The sequence below is a fragment of the Serratia sp. OS31 genome (assembly GCF_014164835.1).
Taxonomy (GTDB): Bacteria; Pseudomonadota; Gammaproteobacteria; order Enterobacterales; family Enterobacteriaceae; genus Serratia; species Serratia liquefaciens_A.
This window is the reverse complement of sequence record NZ_JACJFQ010000012.1, coordinates 1-15,250: the sequence shown is the minus strand read 5'-3', so window position 1 is coordinate 15,250 and position 15,250 is coordinate 1. Positions and strand designations below refer to the sequence as shown.

The following is a 15,250-nucleotide window of genomic DNA, read 5'->3' as shown; positions in this document are numbered from 1 at the left end:
ATTTTGTTTTAAGGGAGCGCCCAATGTTTAAGGTTTATCACTCCAATCAGTTGGACGTGTTAAAAACGCTGACCAGCATTTTGATAGCCAGGGAGCCCTTGGCCGATCCTTTCCAACAGGAAGTGGTGCTGGTGCAGAGCCCCGGTATGGCACAGTGGTTGCAGATGCAGCTGGCGGAGCAGTTCGGCATCGCCGCCAACATCGCTTTCCCCCTGCCGGCTACCTTCATCTGGGACATGTTTACCCGGGTGTTACCGGGTATCCCGAAAGAGAGCGCCTTCAGCAAAGACGCGATGACCTGGAAGCTGATGTGGCTGCTGCCCGATTTACTCACCCAGCCCGAATTTGCGCCGCTGCAGCATTACCTCACCGACGACGGCGACAAACGTAAAATTCATCAGCTGGCCGGTCGGGTGGCAGACCTGTTTGACCAATACCTGGTGTATCGCCCGCAATGGCTGGAAAGCTGGCAGAAGGGCGAACGCGTTGACGGACTGGCGGAAGCGCAGCAATGGCAGGCTCCGCTGTGGGCGCGCCTGGTAGAGTACACCGCGGAATTGGGGCAGCCGGAATGGCATCGCGCCAACCTGTATCGCCGTTTTATCAACGAGCTGGAAAAGGCGCAGCAGCCCCCGGCAGGATTGCCGCCACGGGTCTTTATCTGCGGCATTTCGGCATTGCCGCCGGTCTATCTGGAAGCCCTCCAGGCGCTGGGCAGGCACATTGATGTTCACCTGATGTTCACTAACCCGTGCCGCTACTACTGGGGGGATATTCAGAGCCAATCATTCCTGGCGAAATTGCAGAGCCGCAAACGACGCCATTATCAGGATCAAACCGAATATGCGTTATTCAAAGATCCTGATAATGCCGCCGCACTGTTTAATGAAGCCGGAGAGCAAGACCTGCCGAACCCGCTGTTGGCCTCATGGGGCAAGTTGGGACGCGACCACCACTTTTTACTGTCGCAGATCGAATCCGCGCAGGAAGTTTTCGCATTTGTCGATATCCCTGCGGACAACCTGCTGCATGGCATTCAGTACGATATGCTGGAGCTGAAGAACAGTGCGGTTATCGGCACCACGCCGGAAACGCTGGAAAGCAGCGCCACCAAACGACAACTGGATCCTGCCGATCGCTCCATCAGCCTGCACGCTTGCCACAGCCCGCAGCGTGAAGTCGAGGTGTTGCACGATCGGTTATTGAGCATGTTGGCGGACGACCCCGAGCTGACGCCGCGCGATATCATTGTGATGGTGGCGGACATCGACAATTACACGCCTTATATCCAGGCGGTATTCGGCAATGCTTCTCCGGAACGCTACCTGCCGTTTGCCATTTCAGACCGCAAAGCCAGCCAGGCCCACCCGGCGCTGCAGGCGTTTATCTCACTGTTGGATCTGCCGCAGAGCCGCTTTACCTCAGAGCAGGTGCTGGCGCTGCTGGAGGTGCCAGCACTGGCGGCGCGATTCTCCATCCGGGAAGAGGGCTTGCGTCTGTTGCGCCACTGGGTGGGTGAATCCGGCGTACGCTGGGGCCTGGATGACGACAACGTTCGTGAACTGGATTTGCCCGCCACCGGGCAACACACCTGGCAATTTGGCATTACGCGCATGCTGTTGGGCTACGCCATGGACAGCAATGCCGGTGACTGGCAGGGGGTCTTGCCCTACGACGAGTCGAGCGGATTGGTCGCCGAGCTGGCTGGGCAGTTAGCTGAGCTGCTGGCGGCCTTGAGCCTCTGGCGGCAACGGCTGGGGCAACTGCGTACCCTGCCGGAATGGCAGCCGTTGTGCCGCCAACTGCTGGAGACCTTCTTTGAGCAGGACGATGAAACCGAAGTGGTGATGGCGCTGATTGAGCAGCAGTGGAACAAGCTGTTCGAGTTCGGATTGGCGGCCCGTTATCCCGATGAGGTGCCGCTGTCCATCCTGCGAGATGAACTGGCGTCGCGCCTCGATCAGGAGCGGATCAGCCAGCGTTTCCTCGCCGGGCAAATCAATTTCTGTACCCTGATGCCCATGCGCTCCATCCCGTTCAAGGTGGTTTGCCTGCTGGGCATGAACGACGGTGTTTATCCGCGTACGTTGCCGCCGTTAGGCTTTGATCTGATGGCGCAGCAGGTCAAGCGCGGCGATCGTAGCCGCCGTGACGATGACCGCTATCTGTTTCTGGAGGCGATACTGTCGGCGCAGCAACGGCTGTATATCAGCTTTATTGGCCGTTCCATTCAGGATAACAGCGAACGTTATCCCTCGGTGCTGGTGACCGAACTGCTGGAATACCTTGAACAGAGCTACTGCCTGCCGGGGGATGAGGCATTGGACGCGGATGGCAGCGCGCAACGGGTGGGTGAGCACTTGCTTAACTGGCACTCGCGCATGCCGTTTGCCGCCGAGAACTTCCTGCCCGGAACCGAAGATCAGAGCTACGCCGCGGAATGGCTGCCGGCCGCCGACGGAAAAGGGGCTGCTCATCCGCCGTTTAATCAGCCACTGTTGCCGGAAGCGCAGACCCAGATCTTGCTGGATGACTTGCTGCGATTCTATCGCCATCCTATCCGCGCCTTCTTCCAACTTCGCCTGGGGGTCAGTTTCATTCTGGAAGAAACCGAACTGCCGGATGAAGAGCCCTTTACCCTGGATAATCTCAGCCGCTATCAGTTCAATAGCCAGCTGCTGAATACCCTGATTGATGGTGAAGACGCCACTCGCCTGTTTCAGCGGGTTCGTGCCGCCGGCGGATTGCCTTTTGGCCCATTCGGTGAAATTTATTGGCAGAAGCAGCAGGAAGAGATGGCTGAACTGGCTGAGCAGGTGCGGGCAGAGCGCAGTGAGGGGCACAGTCTGGAACTGGATATCGACATCGCCGACGTGCGCATTAGCGGCTGGTTGCATCAGGTTCAGGAAGATGGACTGTTGCGTTGGCGGCCATCCACCCTGTCGGCCGTCGATGGGATATTGCTGTGGCTGGAGCACCTGGTGTACTGCTGTGCCGGTGGCACAGGGGAAAGCCGTATTTACGGTCGCAAAGGGGCAGCCTGGCGTTTTGCCGCCCTGAGCGCGCAAGATGCCCGCGAACAACTGGCTGAACTGGTGGCCGGTTATCAGCGAGGTCTGTGTCAGCCGTTGCTGTTGCTGAACAAAAGCGGCTGGGCTTGGCTGAGCCAATGTTACCAGCCGGAAACGCAGCAGATTGACTGGGATGAGGACGTGCAAATCAAGGCTCGAGCCAAGCTGCTGCAGACCTGGCAGGGCGATCAGCGCATTCCGGGAGAAGGTGAGGACCCTTATGTGCAACGTGTCTTCCGGCAGTTGGATAATACTTATTTAGCGCAAATTCTGGCCGAAACAGAGCGTTACCTGCTGCCGGTTGCGCGGCATAACCTTGGGTAACAATCCCCCGGTGGTACTGATTGCCGGGAGGTGGTAAAAATATTTAGGGTTATATTCAACTATCGGGGTCAGCTCTGGTCTGACATAACGTACAAGCATATAGACCCGTCGCCTTTCAAGCTGCAGCGTTGTTACCTGCACTAACTCACCCCAGTTACTTACTAAAGTAAGCGCCTGGGGATGAGTGAGCTGGCCGCCTAGCCGCAGCTTGAAATTCATAGGGTACAGATTTTGATTGTGTTGTTTTGATGTACGCCGTCAACGTCAGGGATTTGGCGCGATGGCGTCAGAATAGGGGTTTATTTTGGATATGCGCAGACAGTTGGCCCGCATCACCGGGTTAGTATTATTGGTTATGTTTTGGGCACCGTTGAGCTGGGCCGCACAGGGATGGCAACCGCTGGCGGAGAAGATCAACAAAAGCGATCACGATCCGCGACAGTATCAGGCGATCAAGTTGACGAACGGCATGACCGTGCTGCTGGTGTCCGATGCCCAGGCACCAAAATCGCTGGCGGCGCTGGCGCTGCCGGTGGGCTCGCTGGAGGATCCGAACAGCCAGCTTGGGCTGGCGCACTACCTGGAGCACATGGTGCTGATGGGATCCAAGCGCTACCCGCAGCCGGAGAATCTGTCGGAGTTTCTGAAGAAACACGGCGGCAGCCATAACGCCAGCACCGCCTCTTACCGCACCGCATTCTATCTGGAAGTGGAAAACGATGCGTTGGCCCCGGCGGTAGACCGCATGGCGGATGCTATCGCCGAGCCGATATTGGATCCCGGCAATGCCGATCGCGAACGCAATGCAGTGAATGCCGAACTGACGATGGCGCGTTCACGGGACGGTATGCGCATGGCGCAGGTCGGGGCGGAGACGCTGAACCCGGCTCACCCAAGCGCGCGCTTCTCCGGCGGTAATCTCGATACTCTGAAAGACAAGCCCGGTAGCAAGCTGCACGACGAGCTAACGGCATTCTATCAACGCTATTATTCCGCCAATCTGATGATGGGGGTGTTGTACAGTAACCAACCCTTGCCGGCATTGGCTGAACTGGCGGCCAAAACCTTTGGCCGCGTGCCTAACCATGATGCCAGCGTACCGCCGATAACCGTGCCGGCCGTCACGCCTGAGCAGCAGGGGATCATTATTCACTATGTGCCGGCCCAGCCGCGCAAGCAGTTGAAGGTCGAGTTCCGCATCGACAACAACAGCGCTGAGTTCCGCAGTAAAACTGACACCTATATCGGTTACCTGATTGGCAACCGCAGCCAAAACACGCTGTCGGACTGGCTGCAGAAGCAAGGGCTGGCGGATGCAATCAATGCCGGGGCCGATCCTATGGTGGATCGCAACGGCGGGGTGTTTTCGATCAGCGTTTCGCTGACCGATAAAGGCCTGGCCAAACGTGACGAGGTGGTCGCGGCTATCTTCAACTACCTGAAAATGTTGCGCAGCGAAGGCATCAAGCAGAGCTACTTTGATGAGATCTCCCACGTACTGAATCTGGATTTCCGCTATCCCTCGATCACCCGTGATATGGACTATATCGAATGGTTGGTGGATACCATGCTGCGCGTGCCGGTCGAACATACGCTGGATGCGCCTTACCTGGCCGATCGCTATGACGCCAAAGCGATTGCCGAGCGTCTGGACGCCATGACGCCGCAAAATGCGCGTATCTGGTTTGTCAGCCCGAATGAGCCCCACAACAAAACGGCTTACTTCGTCAATGCGCCTTATCAGGTCGATAAGATCACGCCGCAGCGTTTTGAGCAGTGGCAGCAATTGGGCAAGGGGATCAGCCTGTCGTTGCCGGCCTTGAACCCGTATATTCCTGATGATTTCAGCCTGACCAAGCCTTCGCACGAATTCAAAAAACCGGAGATGGTGGTCGATCAATCGGGCCTGCGCGTGTTGTATATGCCGAGCCGCTACTTTGCCGACGAACCTAAAGCCGACGTTACAGTGGCATTCCGCAATGCAAAAACCATGGACTCGGCGCGCAACCAGGTGCTGTTCTCGTTGACCGACTATCTGGCGGGAATTTCGCTGGATCAGCTGAGCTATCAGGCCTCGGTGGGCGGACTTAGTTTCTCTACTTCACCGAACAACGGTCTGCAATTCAACGCCAACGGCTTCACTCAGCGTCTGCCGCAGTTGCTGACGTCGTTGATTGAGGGGTACTCCAGCTTCACGCCGACGGAAGACCAACTGGCACAGGCCAAATCCTGGTATTTGGAGCAACTGGATTCTGCCGAGAAGGGCAAAGCTTTCGAATTGGCGATTCAGCCGGTGCAGATGGTTTCCCGCGTGCCGTACTCCGAACGCAGCGAGCGCCGTGAGGTGCTGAAAACCCTGACGCTGAAAGACGTGCTGGCCTACCGCGACAGCCTGTTGGCGGAAGCGACGCCGGAATTGCTGGTGGTGGGCAATATGAGCAAGCAACAGGTGGACACGCTGGCCTCCACGTTGAAACACCGTCTGGGGTGCACCGGCATTGAATGGTGGCACGGCGAAGACGTTGAAGTGGCTAAAAAACAGCTGGCCAACCTGCAGCGTGCCGGCAGCAGCACCGACTCGGCGCTGGCAGCGGTCTATGTGCCGACCGGCTATGACGAAGTGACCGGCATGGCCTACAGCTCGCTGTTGGGGCAGATTATTCAGCCGTGGTTCTACAGCCAACTGCGTACCCAGGAGCAATTGGGCTATGCGGTATTTGCTTTCCCGATGTCCGTAGGGCGGCAGTGGGGGATTGGTTTCCTGTTGCAAAGCAACAGCAAGCAGCCGGCATATCTGTATCAGCGCTATCAGGATTTCTACCCGAAAACCGAAAAACGCCTGCGTGAGATGAAACCGGCCGACTTCGAACAGTACAAGCAGGCGATGATCAACGAGTTGAAACAGCGCCCGCAAACCCTGAGTGAAGAGGCTGGCCGTTTTGCCAATGACTTCGATCGCGGTAATTTCGCGTTTGATACCCGTCATAAGCTGATTGAGCAGATCAAACAGCTGACGCCGGTCAAATTGGCGGACTATTTCCATCAGGCGGTGATCCAGCCTCAGGGCCTGGCGGTGTTGTCGCAGGTGAGCGGCAGCGGCCAGGAGAAGGCCGATTATGCCGTGCAGCCGGACTGGGTGACTTATCCTAATGCGTCCGCACTGCAGCAAACTCTGCCGCGTAAGGTCGCTACGCCATGACGGAAACGGCCCCGCAGCGGCTTGACCCGCTAACGTTGCCGCTGTTTGGCGAACGGTTGATAGAAGCCTCGGCGGGGACCGGCAAGACCTTTACCATCGGGGCGCTGTATCTGCGCCTGCTGCTTGGTCTGGGCCAGGCGGCGGCTTTTTCCCGGCCGTTGACGGTAGAGGAGATCCTGGTGGTGACCTTTACCGAGGCCGCCACCGAGGAGTTGCGTGGGCGTATTCGCAGCAATATCCACGGGTTGCGTATTGCCTGCGTCCGTGGCCGCAGCAAGGATCCGTTATTTACCTCGCTGATGGCGGAGATTAAAGATCTGCCCGACGCCGCTGCGCAGCTGTTGGCGGCCGAGCGGCAGATGGACGAAGCGGCGATATACACCATTCACGGTTTTTGTCAGCGTATGCTGACCCACAACGCCTTCGAGTCCGGCATTCTGTTTGAGCAAACGCTGGTTCAGGATGAGTTGCCGCTGCGTCGCCAGGCCTGTGCGGATTTTTGGCGTCGCCATTGTTACCCGTTGCCGCTGGGCGTGGCCCGGGCGGTCAGCCAGGAATGGAGCGGCCCGGAAGCACTACTGGCCGATCTCTCCGGTTATTTGCATGGCGAAGCGCCGCTGTTGCGACGACCGCCGAAAGAGGACGAAACGGTGCTGATGCGCCATGAGCAAATCGTGGCGCGTATTGACGCCATTAAAGCTCAGTGGGGGGCGACAGCCAGCGATCTGGAAGCGTTAATCAGCCAGTCCGGCGTTGACAAGCGTAGCTACAGCAGCAAGCACCTGCCCAACTGGCTGCATAAGGTCGGCGAATGGGTCGCGCTGGAAACGCAGGATTACCAGCTACCGAAAGAGCTCGACAAGTTCCGCCAGTCGGTGCTGTTGGATAAAACTAAAAAAGGCGAGCCGCCGCGTCATCCGTTGTTTGTGGCAATCGACGAACTCTTTGATGAGCCGCTGACGCTGCGTGATTTGATTATGGCGCGGGCATTGAGCGAGATACGCCTCTCCATTCAGCAAGAAAAACGCCAAAGGGCTGAACTCGGCTTTGACGATCTGTTAAGCCGTCTGGACACGGCACTGCACAGTGAAGGCGGCGATCGCTTAGCGCAGGCGATCCGTCAGCGTTATCCGGTGGCGATGATCGATGAATTCCAGGATACCGATCCGCAGCAATACCGCATCTTCCAAAAGCTTTACGTTGGCCGACCCGAATGCGGCCTGCTGCTGATCGGCGATCCGAAACAGGCGATTTATGCCTTCCGTGGCGCCGATATCTTTACCTATATGCGAGCCCGTTCAGAGGTAAGCGCCCACTATACGCTTGAGACCAACTGGCGCTCGTCACCGGCAATGGTCGGCAGCGTTAACCATCTGTTTGCTCAGGTGGAAAAACCCTTCCTGTTCAGCCAAATTCCCTTTATCGACGTGGCCGCCGCCGCAAAAAACCGGGGCTTGGCTTTTGAACTGCAAAACCAACCGCAACCGGCAATGCAATTCTGGCTGCAGCAGGGAGAAGGTGTTGGCGTTAGTGAGTACCAACAACTGATGGCGCGCCTGTGCGCCACGCAAATCCGTGACTGGCTAAGCGCCGGGCAACAGCAGCAGGCTTGGCTGGTGGATGGTGATAAACGCCGGGCGGTGCAGGCTTCAGACATTACGGTGCTGGTGCGTAGCCGTAACGAGGCGGCGTTAGTTCGCGATGCGCTCAGTGCGCTGGCCATTCCTTCGGTTTACTTGTCCAACCGCGACAGCGTGTTTGATACGCCAGAGGCCAAGGATTTGCTGTGGTTGCTGCAGGCCGTGCTGGCACCGGAGCAGGAGCGCACCTTGCGCAGCGCCATGGCGACCGGATTGATGGGATTGGACACATTGGTGCTGGACAGTTTGAATCAGGATGAGCGTGCCTGGGATAAGCTGGTCAACGAGTTTGACGACTACCGCACCCTCTGGCTGCGCCGGGGAGTATTGCCGATGTTGCGCGAGGTGATGAAGCAGCGCCATCTGGCAGAAAACCTGTTGGCCACTCAGGGTGGCGAGCGTCGATTGACCGACGTGATGCATTTGGGGGAACTGCTGCAGGAAGCCTCAGCACAGCTCGACAGCGAGCATGCGCTGGTCCGTTGGCTGGCGCAGCAGATTGCCCAACCCAATCGTCAGTCTGACAACCAACAGTTACGCCTCGAAAGCGATCGCCATCTGGTGCAGGTGATCACCATCCATAAATCCAAGGGGCTGGAATTTGATCTGGTGTGGCTGCCGTTCGTCGGTAATTTCCGCCAACAGCAGCAGGTGCTGTATCACGATCGCCAGAGCTTCCAGGCTTTGCTTGACCTCAACGCCGATGAAGAAAGTATCGAATGGGCGGAGGAGGAGCGGCTGGCGGAGGATTTACGCCTGTTGTACGTGGCATTGACCCGTTCGGTGTATCACTGCAGCATCGGTATTGCGCCGCTGATCCAAGGCACCCGCAAGAAGCAGGGGGATACCGATTTACACCGCAGTGCGCTGGGTTATCTGGTGCAAGCCGGCCAGGCTGGCGATGCGGCCTATCTGCAGCAATGCCTGCAACAGCTTGTCGGGGAAGGCGTTGCGCTGTCACTGGTCGACACGCTGGATGAACAGCCCTGGTTGCCGCAAACGTCGGAATTGAGCGAGCTGGCCGCCAAAGGTTTTTCACGTCAGGTGCAGGATTTTTGGCGAGTGACCAGCTATACCGGCTTGCAACAGCACGGCGCAGGCCTGATGCAGGATTTATTGCCGCGGCTGGATGTTGATGCCGCAGGCGAGCAAGCTCAGAACAGTGAGCCAGCGCTCACACCCCACACTTTCCCACGCGGTGCTACCCCGGGGACTTTCTTGCACAGCCTGTTTGAAACGCTCGATTTTACCCAACCGCTTGACGAGCTGTGGCTGCTCGAGCAACTGCAACAGCAAGGTTTTGCCGAACATTGGCAACCGATACTGCTGGCGTGGATGCAGGTGTTGCTCAACACCCCGCTCAATGATGCCGGTGTCGTGCTGTCGGCATTGGCGCCGCAGCAAAAGCAGGCCGAACTGCAGTTCTATCTGCCGATCGACAGGCTGTTGCAGGCCCGTGAGCTGGATGCGCTGGTGAAAAACCACGATCCGCTTTCTGCTCGCTGCCCGGCACTGGATTTCCAACAGGTGCAGGGAATGTTGAAAGGGTTTATTGACCTGGTGTTCTGCTGGCAGGGGAAGTACTACCTGCTGGATTACAAATCCAACTGGTTGGGGGAGGACAGCAGTGCCTATACCCGGCCGGCGATGGAGCAGGCGATGGCGGAACACCGTTACGATCTGCAGTATCAGTTATATACTCTGGCGCTGCACCGTTATCTGCGCCATCGGCTGGTGGACTACGACTATCAACGGCACTTCGGCGGGGTGATTTATTTGTTCCTGCGCGGGGTGGATGCGCAGCATCCAGGCAACGGCATCTTCGCCTGTCGGCCAGAGCAAGCGTTAGTCGAAGGCATGGACAGGTTGTTCAGCGGCGAGGCCATTACGGCGGAGGATGAGCCATGATAGCTTTACTGGAACAGGCGCAGGCACTCGGCGTGCTGCGCCCGCTGGATTTACAGTTTGCCCGCGTGGTGGCGGCAGCGGACCAGCCGGATATTTTGTTGGCGGCTGCTTGCCTCAGCGCCGAGGCGGGTGCCGGCCATGTTTGCCTGATGCTGGAACAGTTGTTGCCTGAGAATCTTTTTGACGGGCGTCAGCCAGAGCTGGCGCAGGCCGTGTGGCTGGCGGCCGGGCAACCCAATCTGACCGAATGGCAGCAGCGTCTGTCCGCCAGCGCGGCGGTTGGCGATGGCAGCACGGCGATGCCGATGGTGTTGCAACAGCAGCGTTTGTACCTGCAGCGTATGTGGCAGAACGAAGGCGAGGTGGCCGAATTTATCAGCGGTGACAGCCTCCATCAGGCGGTTGAAGAAGCCGAGCTCCGCACCATTCTCGATCAATTATTTGGCGAAGCGAGCGACGAACCGGACTGGCAGAAAATTGCCGCCGCAGTGGCCGCCACGCGGCGCATTGCCGTCATTTCCGGCGGGCCGGGCACCGGTAAAACCACCACCGTGGCCAAGCTGTTGGCCGCGCTGGTGCAGCTTGCCGAAGGCCGACGTTTGCGCATTCAGTTGGCGGCACCTACCGGTAAAGCGGCGGCCCGCCTGACCGAATCCTTAGGCAGCGCCGGCAGGCAACTGGCGCTAACGCCTGAGCAACGTGCGCTGTTCCCGACGGAAGCCTCCACGCTTCACCGCCTGTTAGGCGCTCAGCCCAACAGCCAGCGTATGCGTTATCACCGTGGCAACCCGCTGCATCTGGATGTGCTGGTGGTCGATGAAGCCTCGATGGTTGACCTGCCGATGATGGCGCGCCTGATTGCCGCTTTGCCTGCTAAGGCGCGGGTGATTTTCCTGGGCGATCGCGATCAGCTGGCTTCGGTTGAGGCTGGCGCGGTGCTGGGCGATATCTGCCGCTTTGCCGAGCAAGGTTATAGCGTGGCACGGGCGGAGCAGCTCTCGCGGCTGACCGGTTGTCTGCTGCAGGGACAAAGTGCCGAGGCCGAGGCGGCCGTGCGCGACAGTTTGTGCCTGCTGCGCAAGAGCTATCGCTTTGATGCCAACTCGGGCATTGGTCAACTGGCTTTTGCGGTAAATGCCGGGGATGGCAAGAAAGCGGCCTGGGCGCTGGGTGGCAACTTCAGCGACGTTACGGGGTACCCGTTGGCGGAAACGCAAGACTATCAGGCGCTATTGGATGCTTGCGTGGCGGGCTATCGTGATTATCTGCGGCAGGTGGCGACGGGTGCCGACGCGGTGACGATACTGGCGGCGTTTGGCCAATTCCAGGTGCTGTGCGCGCTACGAGAGGGGCCATTCGGTATTGCCGGGCTAAATGAGCGGATTGAAACGGGGCTGCAACGCGCCGGTCTGATCCAGCGTAAGCCAGGAACCGCGGGGCGTTGGTATCCGGGGCGTCCGGTGATGATTGGGCGTAATGACAGCGCGCTGGGGTTATTCAACGGTGATATTGGTATTGCTTTGCGAGATGAGAGTGGCGAGCTGCGCGTTCATTTCCAACTGCCGGACGGCAGCATTAAGTCGGTGCAGCCGAGCCGTTTACCGGCGCATGAAACCGCCTATGCGATGACGGTGCATAAATCGCAGGGCTCAGAGTTCGATCATACGGTACTGGTACTTCCCAATCACTTTTTGCCGGTGCTCACCCGCGAACTGGTGTATACCGCGATCACCCGGGCCCGGAAACAGCTTTCGCTGTATGCCACCGAAGCCGTTTTGCTACGGGCGATCCGCACCCCGACCCAACGGCGCAGTGGTTTGGCAGAGCGGTTGCAGATAACGACGTAAGGGACATAAATGGGGCGCAGTTCATATGCTGCGCCCGCCAGGGGTTACAGATCGGCCAGCAGAATTTTGGAACGGCGTTGGTAGTTGTACAACGCCTGTTTTTGCATTGGCAGTACGTCAACTTCCGCCGGGGTGAAACCACGCTCCTGGAACCAGTGGATGCTGCGCGTGGTCAGCACGAACAGTTTACGCAGGCCCATCTGGCGCGCCTGACTCTCCACCCGCTGCAGCAACATTTCACCGCGTGATGAGCTGCGGTAATCCGGGTGTACCGCTACGCAGGCCATTTCGCCGATTTTCTCTTCCGGGAACGGATACAGCGCCGCGCAGGCGATGGTCAGGTTATCGCGTTCAATAATGGTGAACTTGTCGATCTCCATTTCCAACTGCTCACGCGAGCGGCGAACCAAAATGCCTTGCTGTTCAAGCGGACGGATCAGTTCGAGGATGCCGCCGATGTCGTTAATCGTGGCCCGGCGCACCTGTTCCGCGCTTTCCATGACGATCTGGGTGCCGATACCATCGCGTGAGAACAACTCTTGCACCAGCGCGCCGTCTTCCTGATAGCTGATCAGGTGGCTGCGGCGTACGCCGCTGCGACAGGCCTTTACCGCGCCGCGCAGGAAGCGCACGGTGCCGGAATGGTAATCGCCGCTCTCTTCCAGCTCTTCGATGCGTTTTTGTGCATCGTTGGGAAACAGTTCGGAGATGATATTGCCTTCCTGATCGGTGACCCCCTGCGACGAGCAGAAGCCGATCATCTTCTCGGCTTTCAGCTTGATGGCCAACTGGGTCGCCACTTCCTCTGACGTCAGGTTAAAGCTTTCGCCGGTAACGGAAACGGCGACCGGGCCTATCAGCACGATGGCGTTGCTGTCGAGCTGACGATGAATGGCCTCTTCATCGATACGGCGGATACGGCCGCTGTGGCAGTAGTCCACGCCGTCATCGATACCCAGCGGTTGAGCAATGATAAAGTTACCGCTGACCACGTTGATGTGCGCACCCTGCAGCGGTGTGTTGTTGAGGCTCATCGATAACCGGGCGGTAATGTCCAGTTGCAACAGGCCGGCCGCCTGCTTCACCAACTCTAGCGTGTGGGCGTCGGTGACGCGGGTATGCTTGTGGTAAATCGGTTCGTAATTATGCTGCGCCAGATTGACGTCGATCTGCGGCCGCGCACCATAGACCACCACCAAACGAATGCCCAGGCTATGCAGCAGCCCGATATCGTTGACGATGTTGGAAAAGTTCTCATGTTCTATGGCTTCCCCGCCAAGCATGACGACAAACGTCTTGCCACGGTGGGCGTTGATATAGGGAACTGAGTGACGGAATCCTTGGACCAGCTCTGTACTACGTTCCTTCACGGCCAAACCTCTTTTGCATATTTATACGATATTTTTGTATTTTTATTCTTTTATTGGTCTGATGGCAAGTGGGAAATTGTCTCTATTTCTTTGCTAAGGGCGCTGAATCGTTAATAAATTGAAAAACCATAAAAAGATTTTCTGATGACAGCGCCGGAATGATTGGTTAAAGTTTTCGGCATTCCCGTTTTACTGGTGTTTTTTTCATCTGTTTTAATCTGTTACCACTGCCGGAGTCGCATGCCAAACTCAAATCACAATCTGGGCCGCCGTCGTTTATTGCAGGGGGTTGCCGCTAGCTGGTTGCTGAGTGTGAGTCGCGTAGGCATCGCTGCTTCGTCGCACGTCATCGCCGTACGTGTCTGGCCTTCTTCTACCTATACCCGAGTGACGCTCGAATCCAACGTTGAGCTGAAATACAAACAGTTTGCGTTGACCAACCCCGATCGCGTGGTGGTGGATATCGAGGGCGTGCAGCTCAACAGCGTGCTTAAGGGCATTGTCGGCCAGGTACGCGCCGACGATCCTTACCTCAAACAGGCGCGCGTTGGTCAGTTCGATCAAAATACCGTCAGGCTGGTGCTGGAGCTTAAACGCAGCGTCACGCCACACATGTTTACGTTGGCGCCGGTGCCGGAATACCGCAATCGTCTGGTGATGGACCTGTACCCAAGCAAGGCTGGCAGCGGCGAGGAGTATGATCCGCTGCTGGCGTTACTGGAAGATTACAACAAGGGCGATCTTGAGCGGACTTTGCCAGCGGAAGCGCCGCAGGCCGGCAAGGCAGGGCGCGATCGGCCGATTGTCATCATGCTGGATCCCGGCCACGGCGGCGAGGATCCCGGGGCGATTGGCAAATTCAAAACGCGTGAAAAAGATATCGTACTGCAGATTGCCCGCCGCCTGAGCACCTTAATCAAGCGTGAGCCCAACATGAAGGTGTTTATGACGCGCAATGAGGACGTCTTCATTCCGCTTAAGGTGAGGGTAGCTAAGGCACGCAAGCAGCGTGCCGATCTGTTCGTGTCGATTCATGCCGATGCCTTCACCAACCGTGCCGCGCGCGGTTCGTCGGTATTTGCGCTGTCGACCAAGGGCGCTACCAGCTCGGCGGCCAAGTTCCTGGCGCAGACCCAAAACGAATCGGACCAAATCGGCGGCGTCAGCAAAAGCGGCGATCGTTATTTGGATCACACCATGTTTGACCTGATACAAACCGCGACCATCAACGACAGCCTGAAATTCGGCAAGGAAGTGCTTAACCGAATGGGCAAAATTAACCGTTTGCATAAGAATCGTGTCGATCAGGCCGGTTTTGCGGTGTTAAAGGCGCCGGATATCCCCTCTATCCTGGTTGAAACGGCGTTTATCAGCAACATAGAGGAAGAGCGCAAACTTCGTACCACCCATTTCCAGCAGCAGGTGGCGGAATCTATTCTGGCGGGAATCAAGGCGTATTTTGCTAACGGCGGGGCAGTGGCACGCGGGCAAAAATAAGCTGAGGCGGCAGGAATGAACTGCCGCACTTCCGGTTACAGCCACTATTCTGATTCACGCCGGCCATTGGCGCTAACGTCAAATGCTTTGCCGGGGCCCTCCTTCTTTGGTTAATCCTGAAACTGGCGCATCCCTTTCTGTCAGCCGCGTTTCTTGTTGACTCACTGGCGGTTATCGATAAAAGCGCCAGTGACCTTTCATTCATATCCTTTGCGAATAGCGAGTGAGGTGCCTTCTGGCCGGCAAGGCTGCGGAGCCTCGTTTGTCGTTCTGATCACACTCTAAGACACTGACGTGCCAAATTTGCGTTGAAAATTGACAGAAGATAAAAAATATATTTTATTTAAAAATATATTTTTAAATCTCATAAAGAAAAGGATATCCCGTGTCAATG

General features: G+C 57.4%; 6 protein-coding genes. 5 read left to right on the top strand and 1 reads right to left on the bottom strand.

The window, feature by feature from the left end:
• Window positions 1-23 precede the first annotated feature (23 nt).
• The 4 genes from recC (at window position 24) to recD (ending at window position 11,989) form a co-directional block, all read left to right on the top strand.
• Window positions 24-3,395 carry an exodeoxyribonuclease V subunit gamma gene (recC, locus tag H5P17_RS12075; RefSeq protein ID WP_182823128.1) on the top strand — a complete coding sequence of 1,124 codons (3,372 nt, stop codon included), beginning with the start codon at window positions 24-26 and terminating at the stop codon, window positions 3,393-3,395.
• A gap of 310 nt (window positions 3,396-3,705) precedes the next feature.
• Window positions 3,706-6,594, top strand: a complete 2,889-nt coding sequence (ptrA, locus tag H5P17_RS12070; protein WP_182823274.1) for a pitrilysin — start codon at window positions 3,706-3,708, stop codon at window positions 6,592-6,594.
• Complete coding sequence (gene recB / locus H5P17_RS12065; RefSeq protein ID WP_182823126.1) at window positions 6,591-10,142, top strand: exodeoxyribonuclease V subunit beta; 3,552 nt, start codon at window positions 6,591-6,593, stop codon at window positions 10,140-10,142. Before ptrA ends, recB begins: the two co-directional genes overlap by 4 nt.
• Window positions 10,139-11,989 (top strand): exodeoxyribonuclease V subunit alpha, encoded by a 1,851-nt coding sequence (gene recD / locus H5P17_RS12060; protein WP_182823124.1) that lies wholly within the window; start codon window positions 10,139-10,141, stop codon window positions 11,987-11,989. The genes recB and recD overlap by 4 nt, the downstream gene beginning before the upstream one ends.
• 44 nt (window positions 11,990-12,033) lie before the next feature.
• On the opposite strand, the gene argA is transcribed toward recD, so the two are convergent.
• The gene (argA, locus tag H5P17_RS12055) at window positions 12,034-13,359 is read right to left on the bottom strand and encodes an amino-acid N-acetyltransferase (RefSeq protein WP_041414902.1); all 1,326 of its coding nucleotides are present in this window, start codon (window positions 13,357-13,359) and stop codon (window positions 12,034-12,036) included.
• 240 nt (window positions 13,360-13,599) lie between these two features.
• Between argA and amiC the strand changes: the two genes are divergently transcribed.
• On the top strand, window positions 13,600-14,856 hold the full coding sequence (amiC, locus tag H5P17_RS12050; RefSeq protein ID WP_044553158.1) for an N-acetylmuramoyl-L-alanine amidase AmiC: 1,257 nt from the start codon (window positions 13,600-13,602) through the stop codon (window positions 14,854-14,856).
• Window positions 14,857-15,250: the final 394 nt, after the last annotated feature.